The organism is Micromonospora sp. B11E3, from assembly GCF_039871625.1.
Classification (GTDB): Bacteria; Actinomycetota; Actinomycetes; order Mycobacteriales; family Micromonosporaceae; genus Micromonospora.
In genome coordinates, this window is the sequence record NZ_JBDPMC010000129.1 from 1 (window position 1) to 12,712 (window position 12,712).

Sequence of the window (12,712 nt, forward strand, 5' to 3'; positions counted from 1 at the left end):
ACGCTGATCGTCGCCGGCGACCTGGAGCGGATCGACCTGGACGCGCTCGGCGCGGCGGCCTTCGCGGGCGTCGGCGGCGGCCCGGTCGAGCGGGGCGGCGGATGCTGCGGCGGGGCGGGGGATCCGCCGGGGATCTTCCGTCGGCGACGGCCCCGGCGGGCGGTCGTTGTGGCGGACGGGCAGGTCGGGCGGGGCGTGGGCCGGGCCCGGCGGTGGGAAAGCGTTCCCGGGTGGCCCGCGCGGCTGGGTAGCCTCGCGGGCATGAGGATCGGCATTGTGGGGGCCACCGGGCAGGTCGGTGGCGTGATGCGGCAGGTGCTGGCGGAACGGCAGTTCCCGGCGGAGCAGCTGCGGCTGTTCGCTTCCGCCCGGTCGGCGGGGCGCACCCTGCCCTGGCGCGACGGCGAGGTGACGGTCGAGGACGCGGCCACCGCCGACTACTCCGGCCTGGACATCGTGCTCTTCTCCGCCGGAAAGGGCACGGCGAAGGAACTGGCGCCGCGCGTCGCCGCGGCCGGCGCGGTCGTCATCGACAACTCGTCGGCGTTCCGGACGGACCCGGACGTCCCGCTGGTCGTCGCCGAGGTCAACCCGCATGCCGCGACGCACCGCCCGAAGGGCATCATCGCCAACCCCAACTGCACCACGATGGCCGCGATGCCGGTGCTGCGCCCGCTGCACGCCGAGGCCGGACTGGTCGCGCTGGTCGTCTCGACGTACCAGGCGGTCTCCGGCGCCGGCCTGGCCGGCGTCGCCGAGCTGGACGAGCAGGTCCGCAAGGTCGCCGAGCAGGCGACCGGGCTGACCTTCGACGGCGCGGCCGTGGAGTTTCCGGCGCCGCGGGTGTTCGCCCGGCCGATCGCGTTCAACGTGCTGCCGCTCGCCGGCTCGGTCGTCGACGACGGCTCCGAGGAGACCGACGAGGAGCAGAAGCTGCGCAACGAGAGCCGCAAGATCCTGGAGATCCCGGGGCTGAAGGTGTCCGGCACCTGCGTCCGGGTCCCGGTCTTCACCGGCCACTCGCTCCAGATCAACGCCCGCTTCGCGCGGCCGATCACCCCCCAGCGGGCCCGCGAACTCCTCGACGGCGCGCCCGGGGTGGCGCTGGCCGAGGTCCCGACGCCGCTGACCGCCGCCGGCCAGGACCCGACGTACGTGGGGCGGATCCGGGCCGACGAGACGGTTGAGCACGGCCTCGCCCTGTTCTGCTCCAACGACAACCTCCGCAAGGGTGCCGCGCTGAACGCGGTGCAGATCGCCGAACTGGTCGCCGCCGCGCGCTGACCGGCGGCCCTGTCCGCGCCGGAGGTCGAACGCCCGCCTTCGCGGAAAGAGTGGCTGTTCCGCGCCGGATGGCCACTCTTTCCGGGAGTCTGTGCGGATGTGCCAGGCTGGCGGGGCGCCGTGCCGGCCTGCGGGGCGCTGCGTCGGGTTGGATGGAGGCGACATCCACGACGCGACGCGGAGGCTTCGATGGCGGACGAGACCGAGCGGCAGGCCCTGACCGACCTGGTCGCCGGCCGGTGGCTGGGCGTGCTGGCGACCGTCAAGCGGGACGGCCGGCCGCAACTGTCCAACGTGGTCTACGCCTTCGACCGGGAGCGGATGCTGATCCGGGTGTCGGTTACCGACGGGCGGGCGAAGACGGCCAACCTGCGCCGCGACCCCCGGGCCAGCTTCCACGTGAGCAGCGAGGACGGCTGGTCGTACGCGGTCGCCGAGGCGCGCGCCGAGCTGACCCCGGTCGCGCAGCGCCCGGACGACCCGACGGTCGAGGAACTGGTGGGGCTCTACCGGGGGCGTGCAGGGCGAGCACCCGGACTGGGAGGACTTCCGGGCCGCGATGGTGGCCGAGCGCCGGCTGGTGCTGCGGCTGTACGTCGAGCGCCTCTACGGCATGGCCCCGCGCGGCTGACCCGCTCCGCCCGCCCGGTGCCGCCGTGGCGTTACCCCGCCCCGAGGGGCGGGTAGACGGCGGTGCCGACACCGAGAGGGGAGCACCATGACAACGGTCGGAGAGTTCATGACGACCCGGTTGGTGACGATGAACGGCAACGACTCACTCACGGCCGCGGCGCGGGAGATGCGCGACAGCGCCATCGGCGACGTGGTGGTGACCGACGGCGACGCCGTGGTCGGCATCGTCACGGACCGGGACATCACGGTCCGGGCCGTGGCCGAGAGCATGGATCCCAGTTCGACCAGGCTCAACCAGATCATCAGCCGCGACGTGGTCACGGTGAGCCAGAACGACGACGCGGTGGCCGCCGCCGACCTGATGCGCACGTACGCCGTACGCCGCCTGCCGGTGGTCGACGACGGCCGGCTGGTCGGTCTGGTCTCGATGGGCGACCTCGCGGTCGAGCGGGAGCCGCAGTCGGTGCTGGCGGACATCAGCGCGGACGACCCCAACAACTGACCGTCCGCCGCGGCGCGCCGGCCCCCTCCGCCCGAGGGGGCCGGCGTCGCGTCTCGGTGGACCGGCCGGCCCCGCTCACCCGATCCGGGCGAGGTTGACCCCGCCCCGCGCGGGGACCCTTCTGCTGCGTCGGACGCCGCGATCGACGGGAGGGGGCGACCCGATGACGGACGTGACCAGGTTCTTCGAGGGGCTGCACCGGCGGGGGTACGAGCCGCTGCTGGCCAAGACGTCCGGGACCCTGCGGTTCGACCTGCAGGAGGGGGCGCAGACCACGCACTGGCTGGTGGCGATCGACCGGGGAAACCTGCGGGTGAGCCAGGAGAACCGGGAGGCGGACACGGTCGTCGGGATCTGCCCGGAGCTGTTGGAGAAGCTCGCCTCCGGCCGGGAGGACGGCATCGCGGCGTGGCTGCGCGGGGACATGACGGTGACCGGTGACGTCCGACTGGTCGTGCAGGTGGAGCGGCTGTTTCCCGGGCCGCCGGACAGTCACGGGCCGCGCCGGGTCTTCGAGAGGGAGGCGCGCTGATGGCACAGACCAACACGATCCGGATCCTGGACGGCAGCACCTTCGTGGTCTCGGAGGACACCGGCGACATCGAGGCGACGCCGAGCGAGCCGACGGGGCTGTTCTCGCTCGACACCCGGTTTCTGTCGAAGTGGGTGCTGACGGTCAACGGGGAGCGGCTGACCGCCCTGTCGTACGACGACCTGCAGTACTACGAGGCACGGTTCTTCCTGGTGCCGGGCATGGCCACCCACTACATCGACGCGAAGCTGTCGGTGGTCCGGGAGCGGACCGTCGGCGGCAGCTTCCACGAGCAGTTGACCATCCTCAACCACGACGAGAAGGCGGTCGACCTGGAGGTCCGGATGGACGCCGGCTCCGACTTCGCCGACCTGTTCCAGGTCAAGGACGAGATCGTGCACAAGAAGGGGGAGATCTACTCCGAGGCCGAGCCGGACCGGCTGCGGCTGGGCTACCGGCGGGGCAACTTCACGCGGGAAACGATCATCACCTCGTCCAAGCCCGCCCGGTACGACCGCGACGGCTTCGCGTACAGCATCCACCTCGAGCCGAACGAGCAGTGGGTGGCCGAGATCGACGTGCGGACGTACGCGCTGGGCCTGGGCGGGCGGGACCTGCGGATGGGGCTGCGCGCGCACGGCGGCGAGCGGGTGGCCCTGGAGCACGACCTGCGGGAGTGGGTCGCCAACGCGCCGAAGGTGAACGCCGAGTGCGAGCACGTGCAACGGACGTACCGGCGGAGCCTCGTCGACCTCGCGGCGCTGCGCTTCTCGCCGCTGTCGCTCGGCGGGGCGACACTGCCGGCGGCGGGCCTGCCCTGGTTCATGACGATGTTCGGCCGGGACAGCATCCTGACCTGCCTCCAGGTGCTGCCGTTCGCCCCGGCCCTGTCCAGCACGACGCTGCGCATCCTCGCCTCGTTGCAGGGCACCCGGTTCGACGACTTCCGGGACGAGGACCCGGGCCGGATCCTGCACGAGATGCGGTACGGCGAGACCGCCGCGTTCGAGGAGCAGCCGCACTCGCCGTACTACGGGACGGCGGACGCCACCCCGCTGTTCGTCGTGCTGCTCGACGAGTACGAGAAGTGGACCGGTGACGTGGCACTGGTCAAGGAGCTGGAGCGGGAGTGCCGGGCCGCGCTGAGCTGGATCGACGACCACGCCGACCTGGTGGGCAACGGTTACATCTGGTACGAGCGGCGCAACACGGACACGGGTCTGGAGAACCAGTGCTGGAAGGACTCCTGGGACTCGCTGTCGTACCGCGACGGCCGGCTGCCCGGCTATCCGCGGGCCACCTGTGAACTCCAGGGCTACGCGTACGACGCGAAGATCCGGGCGGCGCGGCTGGCCCGCGAGTTCTGGCAGGACCCGGCGTACGCGGAGCAGTTGGAGCGGGAGGCGGCGGAGCTGAAGGAGCGGTTCAACCGGGACTGGTGGGTCGAGGACGGGGAGTACTACGCCCTGGCGCTGGACCCGGAGGGCCGCCCGCTGGACGTGCTCAGCTCGAACATCGGCCACCTGCTGTGGAGCGGCATCGTCGACCCCGCCCGGGCCGAGAAGGTCGCGCAGCACCTGGTGGGGCCGCGGCTGTTCTCCGGCTGGGGCGTGCGGACGCTGGCCGAGGGGGAGGTCCGCTACAACCCCATCGGCTACCACAACGGCACGATCTGGCCGTTCGACAACTCGTTCATCGCGTGGGGGTTGCGCCGGTACGGGTTCGCCGAGGAGGCCGCGACCATCGCCGACGGCATCCTCGCCGCCGCCCAGTACTTCGACGGCCGGCTGCCGGAGGCGTTCGGCGGGTACCCGCGCGAGCTGACGAAGTTCCCCGTGGAGTATCCGACGGCGTGCAGCCCGCAGGCCTGGTCGACGGGTACGCCGATGCTGCTGCTGCGCACCATGCTCGGCCTCGAGCCGCACGAGGGCCACCTGGGGGTGGAGCCGCGCTTGCCGGTCGGCATGGGCCGGATCGAGGTGCTGGACATCCCCGGCCGCTGGGGCAGGGTGGACGCCTTCGCCCGGGGCCGGCTCGACCTGCACCAGTTGGCCGCCTGAGCCGCCCCCGCCGCCGGCGTCGCCAGTGTCGTCGGCTCCGGCGGCGGGGGCCTCTCGGACCGGGCACCCTCCCACGCGGAGGGCGCCCGGTCCGTCGCGATGCGTGAACACACCGTCCCCGGCGCCCCGACCCTCGCCGTACGCGACCTCGGCGGGGCGCAGGTGACCAGGTCGCTGGCCGCCCGTCAGGCCGGGGCCACCGCGAGCAGATGGCAGCTCGCGCCCAGCACGGCCGGGTCGGACTCGACCGCCCGGGCGCAGTCGACCGCGTCCCGGAACAGTCGCTCGGCGGGCCCGACGTCGAGCGCGTCCAGCAGCGGCCACAGCGGCCCCTCCACCCCGTACAGCCGGGGCGCCGGCAGTCCCGCCGCGGCGAACTCGGCGACGAGCTCCTCCGGGCGGTGGAAGTAGGCGGTGGTGAATCCGGTCCTCGGGTCGTTGACGCCGGTGGCGTGGGTGGCGAGCACCGCCGCCCGGGTCACCTCGTCGACCCGGCCCTGGCGGGCGAGGTCGATGATCTGGGTGCTCCGGCTGATCGCCGCCGCCATCACCGGGCCGCCCGGCCGGGTGACCCGGGCCGCCTCCCGCAGCGCCGCGACCCGGTCCTTGCGATCGGTGAGGTGGTAGAGCGGGCCGAGCAGCAGGGTGGCGTCGGCGCAGCCGCCAGCCAACGGCAGCCGGCGGGCGTCGGCGACGCCGGCGGGCACCGCCGGGTGGTTCCGGCGCGCGGCAGCCGCGTGCGCCGGAACCAGGTCGAGCAGCCGCACCCGGTACCCGTACGCCGCCAGCCACCCGGCGTACGCCCCCGGGCCGCCGCCGACGTCGAGCACCGTGGCCGGTGCGGGGGGCAGCGACCGGGCCAGCAACTCCGTCGTACGGGCGAACTCCAGCCGCCCCTGTGGCGTGCGGTGCAACCGGTCCGCCTCGGTGTACACGTCCGTGTAGTAGCGCACGATGTCCGGCTCGGCCGGTCGACGCGGTGGCATGCGTCGATGGTGCCGACGGCGGCGGATGCTGTCGCCCCGATTTCGTGCGGGTGCTGCGGGACCGCGGCCGGTCCCGCTCCTCGGCCGCGCCCGCCGAAACCGGCGTCGGCGCCCGGGCGCGGCCGGCGCTGGCGTACCCTCGGCCGGTGCTGCTCGACGCCGACGCCGAGAACGAGGTCGCCTACCGGCTCTGCCAGATCCTCGGCCGGGCCATCCTGCCGGTCGACGGGCCCGCGGGCTCCGGCACGGCGTTCCTCTTCGACGCCGGCCCGGCGGGCGAGCACCTGCTCACCGCCGACGCGCTCACCCATGCCCCGGCCGGCGAGATCGTGCTGCGCGGCAGCGTCACCGAGCCGACCGGCGTGGCAGGCCACGCCGTGGACCTGGCCGACCTCGCCCCGGCCTGGGCCCACCGCCCGGACATCGGGGCCGCGATCCTGCCGATGGCGGTGCTGCACGAGCATGCGCGGGAGCGGGGCTGGCGCTGGCGTACCCAGCACGTCACCGAGGGCCTCGCCGCCGGGGCGGACCGGATCGCCCGCCTCGGCCCGCAGCCGTCCTCGGCGTTCGTGCTCGCCCACGGCGTACGGGAGGACCCCGCCACCCGGCGGCCGCTGGAGCTGGCGATCGAGCGCGTCGTCCGGGACGGGGACGCGGTCCGCCTCGACGCGGAGCTGCCCGACGGGTACGTCGGCGCGCCCGTGTTCGCCGTCGACACCGACCTCGACGGCGACCTGGAGGTGCACTGCCTGGGGCTCGTCCTGCCCGGCGACGGCGGCCACCTGCTGGCCACGTTCGACCGGATCCGCGCGGCGCTGCCAGGCTGAATTCGGGTCGAGGCGGTGGCAGTCGCGCCGGTAGGGTGCGCGCCATGCCCTCCTCGCCGCGCCTCGAACAGATCACCCCGGACACCGTCGAGGCCGCGTGCGAGCTGCGCGTACGGCCGGACCAGGAGCACCTGGTCGAGCCGGTCGCCACGTCGCTGGCCGAGGCGTACGCGTGGGGGGAGATCGCCTGGCCCCGGCTGGTCTACGACGGCGACGAGCTGGTCGGCTTCCTGATGGGCTTCTTCCGCATCCAGTGGCGCCCGGACGACCCGACGGACCTGCGGTCCGGGCTGTGGCGGCTGAACATCGCCGCCGACCGCCAGGGGCGCGGGTACGGGCGCTTCGCCGTCCGGGCGGTCTGCGAGGAGGCGCGGCGGCGCGGGGAGACCACCGGGGAGCGCGCTGGGGCGCGCAACTTCGGGGAAGTTGCGCCCTCGACGCGCGGCGGAGGCGACATCTTCGGGGAAGTTGCGCGGATGGCGCCGGACACCCGCTGATCCCGGCAGGCTGGTGCCTCATGGACAGGAAACTGGTGGCCGACTGGATCGCGGCCTACGAGCGGGCGTGGCGGACGCCGGGGACGGACGCGCTCGCCGGCATCTTCACCGAGGACGCGAGCTATCGGCAGGGGCCCTACCGGACACCGGTCGTCGGCCTGCCGGCGATAGCCCGCATGTGGGAGGCGGAGCGCGACGGCCCGGACGAGGTGTTCCGGATGACCGCCGAGGTCGTGGCGGTCGAGGGTGACACGGCGGTGGCGCGGCTGGAGGTCCGGTACGGCGACCCGGTCGCCCAGGAGTACCGAGATGTGTGGATCATGCGTTTCGCCGGGGACGGGCGGTGCCGCTCGTTCGAGGAGTGGCCCTTCTCGCCGCCGGAGCGGACCGCCGCGGGATAGGTGTGGGACTGGGCCAGGGCTGTCCGGTCCGGGCAGCGGTCGCTGCTGTCCGCCCGTCCATGGCATGATCGCGGACCGTGCGCCCCACTCGCGTCCTGCTGACGGTGTCCGTCGGGACCGGCGCGCTGTCGGCCCTGGCGGCGCTGCTCTCCGCCGAGCGGGCCGCCGCGCAGTACGGTCTCGCCGCGTCGGCCGCGCTGGTCGGGTACGTGCTGCTCGCCCGGCCGGCAGTGCCGCGGGCACGCCCGGCGCTGGCTGCCGGCGTCGGGCTGTTCGCGGTGCTCATGGTCGTGAGGCTCTGGTGGCTGCCGGAACAGCCGGCCGATATCCGCTGGATGACCCCCTTCTACGCGCCGATGGACGGCGGCGGCGCGTCCATGGGTCCGGTCCAGGTTCCGCCGACCATCCTGGACCAGTGGCGGCAGGCGATCGACCAGGAGCGGCTCGCCGCCGTCGGCCTGTTGCTCCAGGTGCTCTGTCTCGCGGTGGCGGTGATCGCCCTACCTGTTCGGCGGGGGTCGAAGGGCACTTGGCTGGCCGGGGTCGTCGCCGTACTGCTGCTCGCCGTGGTCGGCGTGAACGTCTGGTCCCGGGTCGACGGCGCCCCGCTGCTCGGCCTGCTCGGGGCCGGGTGGCCGGCGTTGCTGGCCACCCTGGCGGCGGCGGGGACGCTGGCGCTGTCGGGTGCGCGCGCCGACCGGGCCGCGCTCGTGCCGCTCGGGGCGTTGCTGATCGCGCTCTCGTCTGCCGTCATCCTCGACGACCTGACCAACATCTGGTCCACCTGGTGGAGGTTCACGAACAGCAGTGACGATGCCTTCCTGGAGGCTGGCGTCGCCGTGTCGGCGGCCCGCTCGGCGGGCATGTCGGCCGTCGGCTGGGCGGACGTGTCGGCGGCGCTCCGGACCGGCATGGCGCTCGCGGGGACCGCGTTGTTCGCGGTCGGGGCCGTGACCGCCTCCCGCGACGCCGAACCGGTCTAGCCTCGCCCGCTCGGCTCGCCGTCGTCCCGCCAGCGCAGGATGGCGGGGACCAGCGGGTCGGACATGTCCAGCACGATGTCCGCCCGGTCGAGCGGTCGCACCTCCGCCCGGTACAGCGCCTGCCCCGGCAGGTACCGGCCGCGGTAGCGCTGCTCGACGACGGCGGCCGACCCGAACAAGTCGAGATCGCGTACGAGGGCGCGTCGCAGGGTCACCTCGGGCTCGACGTGCAGGTAGAGCGTGACGTCCCAGAAGTCGCGGAGTTCTGGCCGGAGCAGGAACACCCCGTCGAACAGCAGGATCGCGTCCTTTCGCGCCCGCTGGCGTCGCGGCGACGCCGGCTCGTCGGCCCGGTGGTCGTAGGTTCCGGGCAGGTACTCGCCGTCGCCTCCGGGGCCGAGCGGACGCAGCACCGACCCGACGATGGCGTCGTGGTCGAACGAGTCCAGGTAGTAGCCCTCGGGAGCCAGGGAGCCGCGCCGCCGCCGGACGGCAGCCGGCTGGTGGAACCGGTCGACGCTGAGCCGGATCACTTCTCGCTGCGCGCCCAGCCGGTCGGCCAGGTCGTCCGCCAGGCGGGTCTTCCCCGCCGCGTCCGGGCCGTCGACGGCAACCCGCAGGGTGTGCGGTACCCGCCGGCGCATGAGTTCGTCGGCCAGGCGCGCCAGCAGTAGCTCACGTTCCATGCGTACCACCCGCCGAACGTAATGCGGCGCCCGTTCGGCGGATGAGCGCCCAGCCCAGGAACCGGTCGAAGAGCTGCGCGGGCTCCGGCCCGTCGTGCGGGTTGAGTCGGTACAGCTCGTCGGCCGCGTCGTGGAGTTGCCCGCCGAGGTAGACGAGTAGCGCGACGCGGTCGCGCGCGTACTCGTGGAGGAGGGTGAGTCGGGCGGTGGCGCAGGGCCAGGGTGCGGCGCAGGCGCGGCACAGCCACAGCGGGCGGATCGGCAGGTGCGGGCGTGGCGGGCTCACCAGTGCCCGCCGTTGGCCCGCCAGGTCTGCGCCGGGGTGAGCCGGCCGACGCGACCGATCTGCGGGTTGGCGCGGCTCGCCTCGTCCCGCGGGCGGCTGTTGCGTCGGGTGTTGGTGCTCGGGTGGCCGACTGCGCGCGAACCTTGGTATGAAACGGCCCCTCCAGGGGCCACTTGGCACCAAGATTCACATGGCTCAGTCGGGACTGGCGCGTGGCGGTCGGGGCAGGTGGCCCAGCGCAGGCCGCAGGAGCACCAGCGCCGCCACCCGCGCCAGGTGCGCCGGTGGCGCGGGGCGAGGGGGATGGGCTGGGCGTCGCGTCGCCGGCGCGGCCACATCTCAGCGCCGCCCATCGGGTACGCGCGCCGGCCGTTGCGCGCGGGCCACCAGGTCGTCGACGGTCCGGTCGGTCATGCCCCGGGTACGCAGCACGGCCCGCCCCCACCGGTGCAGCCGACACGGGTACGGGGTGAGGTCGCTGCGGCACAGCTCGCCGGCCGGCCACGACTCCGGCCCGTGCTGCAGCACGGCCCGCACGGCGAGCTGCACGTGCTGCTGCGTCACGTACGGCGGCACCGGCACCTCGCCGAGCACCCTCTCCACCGCGTCCACCGGCTCCTCGACCGTTGACTTCACGCCGTTCCCTCCCTCGTTTCTGGGATTGCGGCACCGGAGCGGGCGGGGGCAGTCAGCCGACTATTGCCGCCGACCGGTGACCCGGCACCCGCCCCGGGCCTGGGATTGAGCCTCGCGCTCGACCTCTGGGTCCGGTAGTGACTACAGTCGGTACAGGTGCCGCACAGTTGCGGCACAGATGCCGCACCGGCCAACCAGCCAGGGAGATTCCGGTGACCGCGATTCGCCGATGGTCGGGTCGGGAGACCAGGGCGCTGCGTGAGGCGCTGAGGATGAGTGTCCGTGCCTTCGCCCCGTACCTCGGTGTCAGCGAACGCGCGGTATCGAAGTGGGAGGCGGGTCAGGCCATCCCGGGGCCTGAAATGCAGGCCGCCCTGGACACCGCCCTCCATCGTGCCGCTCCCGAGGTCGTGTCGCGGTTCCATCTGCTGACTCAGGCCGCCGATGTCCAGACACTGCTGGCCCCCACCAGCGGTGCTCCCGCCGAGGTGTCGGCGCCGGCCGTCGATGACGAGCTGGACGCCTTGGAGCTTGCTCGCCGCGTCAAGGCCAGCGACGTCAGCGACGAGACGTTGGACCGGTTGGAACGGGTCGTCGACGAACTGGCGATGGCGTACGCCCGGACGTCCCCGCAGCAGCTCATCGTCCGGGTACGCCAGCACTTGGCCTATCTCCGGCAGCTTGTCGACGGTCGCAAGACCCTGCGGCAGCACCGGCGACTGCTGGTGGTCGGCGGATGGCTCTCCCTGCTCGGTGCCACCCTGCACATCGACCTGCGGCAGCGGGCGGCCGGGGGCGCGAGGCTGGACACCGCCATGCGACTCGCCGCGGAGGCCGGACACGACGAACTGGCGGCCTGGTGCGTCGAGACCCGGGCGTGGGACGTGCTGACGGACGGGAACTACCGCGAGGCGGTCGACCTTGCCCGGCAGGCGCAGGAAATGGCTCCGCACGGCAGCTCTGCCCACCTCCAGGCGACCACGCAGGAGGGGCGGGCCCAGGCGCGTATGGGCGAGCCGGTTGAGGTGCGGCGGTGCCTGGACCGACTCGGCCGACTGGTGGCACCGCTGCCGGCTCCAGAGGGGCCGGAACACCACTACCGTTACGACCCGAACAAGGCGCTCTCGTACACCGCCACCACCTTGTCCTGGGTAGGCGACCCGGCGGCGGAGGGCATGGCCCGAGAGGCGATCGCCGAACTGGAACGAGCGTCGGACGGGGTACGTCGCCCTCGCCGGATCGCGTCGGCGAAGCTTGACCTCAGCCTCGCCCTGTTGAGCGTGGGCAAGGCCGACGAGGCCAGCGGAACGGCACTCGCCGCGATCTGTTCCGGCCGAATCGTGCCGTCGAATCGTTGGCGCGCGGCGGAGGTGGTGACCGCCGTGGAAGCGAGCGGCATCTGTGAGGCGGCCGAACTACGCGACGCTTTCGAGGCGTACTGCCGGTAGCCAACTGAGACCAGGTGCCGGCGGTACGAGTGGACGCATACCGTCCCGCTCCGAATCGGTGCTTCCTGAAGTGCGCCCGGCAGGATTCGAACCTGCGGCCTTGGGATTAGAAGTGGTATTCAGGCCCTGGTCCCTGCTTTCAGTAGCTTACCTGGCTGCGAAAACTCTCGCTCTGGCCATCTCTTCTTTCTCTGGCAGCCTGCATTTCGCACCACGAATAGCTCCATGGTCGGCAGGCTGCGGGCCGAGTGAATGGCGTTGGCGGCATTACTCGCTGTAATCTCCAGCGTCCTGCAGGGGTCGGGTGATGCCGATGAGCGCGTGCCGATGAGCGAGCCCGTTCAAACTTTCTGTACGTCTATCAAGGCGGCCCTGACGGGCCGCACGCGCCGCCGCCTGGGCGCGCGCCGGCCGCTCTGCCGCTGTCGCTCTGCGGCCGTCACGCCTGACGCCCGGCGGCTGGCGCGGAGAGCAGGGAGCCCCGGGGCCGCCGCAGACGGGATAGCGGGCAGAGTGGTGGAGGTTCGGCGGCAGCCGGCCGCGCCGCGCCTGAGCAGCGCGGCGCAGGAAAGGACACGCCGGGTTCGCGCGGCAAGCCCCAAGCATGGGGGCGGTGGCCGCGCGAAGCATGCCGGTCGTCCAGGAGCCGGCTCCATAGCCGATCAGGTCAGGTCAACCGCTCACCTGGGAGGGGGAGGGGTGGCCGCCGGTGGCCAATTCCGACCTCGGGAGCCGGGTCCGTGCCGGGCGAGCTTGGGTCAACTGCGCCACTGTGGCGGTGTCCGCCGACCGAGGGCGCGGTCGGTGTGACACACGAGAGCCGACTCAGCCTTGATCCACCGACGCGGTTGGCGGCGGTCACCGGTTGATCATTTCGATGTCGGGGTGAGTCGGCGGGTGTGTGGGAGCCGCCGATCGTTGGTCGGCTTGCTCCAGTCGTGTTTGTGCGGT

At 73.1% G+C, this 12,712-nt stretch carries 13 protein-coding genes and 1 pseudogene; 10 read left to right on the forward strand and 4 right to left on the reverse strand.

Features of this window, described 5'->3' with window-relative positions:
* The first annotated feature begins 261 nt into the window (after nucleotides 1-261).
* From ABGB16_RS32100 to ABGB16_RS32120, 5 genes and pseudogenes are all read left to right on the forward strand, one after another.
* On the forward strand, nucleotides 262-1,284 hold the full coding sequence (locus ABGB16_RS32100; protein ID WP_347671839.1) for an aspartate-semialdehyde dehydrogenase: 1,023 nt from the start codon (nucleotides 262-264) through the stop codon (nucleotides 1,282-1,284).
* 189 nt (nucleotides 1,285-1,473) lie between these two features.
* Nucleotides 1,474-1,915, forward strand: a pseudogene (locus tag ABGB16_RS32105) (PPOX class F420-dependent oxidoreductase).
* Between the two features lie 87 nt (nucleotides 1,916-2,002).
* Nucleotides 2,003-2,419 (forward strand): CBS domain-containing protein, encoded by a 417-nt coding sequence (locus ABGB16_RS32110; RefSeq protein WP_347671828.1) that lies wholly within the window; start codon nucleotides 2,003-2,005, stop codon nucleotides 2,417-2,419.
* A gap of 163 nt (nucleotides 2,420-2,582) precedes the next feature.
* Nucleotides 2,583-2,951, forward strand: a complete 369-nt coding sequence (locus ABGB16_RS32115; RefSeq protein WP_347671829.1) for an SCP2 sterol-binding domain-containing protein — start codon at nucleotides 2,583-2,585, stop codon at nucleotides 2,949-2,951.
* Nucleotides 2,951-5,011, forward strand: coding sequence for a glycogen debranching N-terminal domain-containing protein (locus ABGB16_RS32120; RefSeq protein WP_347671830.1), 2,061 nt, complete (start codon nucleotides 2,951-2,953; stop codon nucleotides 5,009-5,011). Before ABGB16_RS32115 ends, ABGB16_RS32120 begins: the two co-directional genes overlap by 1 nt.
* 185 nt (nucleotides 5,012-5,196) lie before the next feature.
* Here the strand turns inward: ABGB16_RS32120 and ABGB16_RS32125 are convergent, their stop codons facing one another.
* On the reverse strand, nucleotides 5,197-5,997 hold the full coding sequence (locus tag ABGB16_RS32125) for a methyltransferase domain-containing protein (protein ID WP_347671831.1): 801 nt from the start codon (nucleotides 5,995-5,997) through the stop codon (nucleotides 5,197-5,199).
* Nucleotides 5,998-6,047: 50 nt separating this feature from the next.
* Here ABGB16_RS32125 and ABGB16_RS32130 point away from each other — a divergent pair, with 50 nt between their 5' ends.
* The 4 genes from ABGB16_RS32130 (at nucleotide 6,048) to ABGB16_RS32145 (ending at nucleotide 8,705) form a co-directional block, all read left to right on the forward strand.
* Nucleotides 6,048-6,824, forward strand: a complete 777-nt coding sequence (locus tag ABGB16_RS32130; protein ID WP_347671832.1) for a hypothetical protein — start codon at nucleotides 6,048-6,050, stop codon at nucleotides 6,822-6,824.
* A gap of 44 nt (nucleotides 6,825-6,868) precedes the next feature.
* Complete coding sequence (locus ABGB16_RS32135) at nucleotides 6,869-7,321, forward strand: GNAT family N-acetyltransferase (RefSeq protein ID WP_347671833.1); 453 nt, start codon at nucleotides 6,869-6,871, stop codon at nucleotides 7,319-7,321.
* Nucleotides 7,322-7,341: 20 nt separating this feature from the next.
* On the forward strand, nucleotides 7,342-7,722 hold the full coding sequence (locus ABGB16_RS32140; protein ID WP_347671834.1) for a nuclear transport factor 2 family protein: 381 nt from the start codon (nucleotides 7,342-7,344) through the stop codon (nucleotides 7,720-7,722).
* A 77-nt stretch (nucleotides 7,723-7,799) separates the two neighbouring features.
* Nucleotides 7,800-8,705 (forward strand): hypothetical protein, encoded by a 906-nt coding sequence (locus tag ABGB16_RS32145; protein WP_347671835.1) that lies wholly within the window; start codon nucleotides 7,800-7,802, stop codon nucleotides 8,703-8,705.
* On the opposite strand, the gene ABGB16_RS32150 is transcribed toward ABGB16_RS32145, so the two are convergent.
* From ABGB16_RS32150 to ABGB16_RS32160, 3 genes are all read right to left on the reverse strand, one after another.
* A complete protein-coding gene (locus ABGB16_RS32150; RefSeq protein ID WP_347671836.1) occupies nucleotides 8,702-9,391 on the reverse strand; it encodes a uridylate kinase in 690 nt (229 codons plus the stop codon). The two genes, ABGB16_RS32145 and ABGB16_RS32150, sit on opposite strands and share 4 nt — an antisense overlap.
* Complete coding sequence (locus tag ABGB16_RS32155) at nucleotides 9,381-9,680, reverse strand: hypothetical protein (RefSeq protein WP_347671840.1); 300 nt, start codon at nucleotides 9,678-9,680, stop codon at nucleotides 9,381-9,383. The genes ABGB16_RS32150 and ABGB16_RS32155 overlap by 11 nt, the downstream gene beginning before the upstream one ends.
* A gap of 336 nt (nucleotides 9,681-10,016) precedes the next feature.
* Nucleotides 10,017-10,313: a hypothetical protein gene (locus tag ABGB16_RS32160; RefSeq protein ID WP_347671837.1), complete on the reverse strand. Its 297-nt coding sequence runs from the start codon at nucleotides 10,311-10,313 to the stop codon at nucleotides 10,017-10,019.
* A gap of 212 nt (nucleotides 10,314-10,525) precedes the next feature.
* Here ABGB16_RS32160 and ABGB16_RS32165 point away from each other — a divergent pair, with 212 nt between their 5' ends.
* The gene (locus ABGB16_RS32165; RefSeq protein ID WP_347671838.1) at nucleotides 10,526-11,761 is read left to right on the forward strand and encodes a helix-turn-helix domain-containing protein; all 1,236 of its coding nucleotides are present in this window, start codon (nucleotides 10,526-10,528) and stop codon (nucleotides 11,759-11,761) included.
* Nucleotides 11,762-12,712 lie beyond the last annotated feature (951 nt).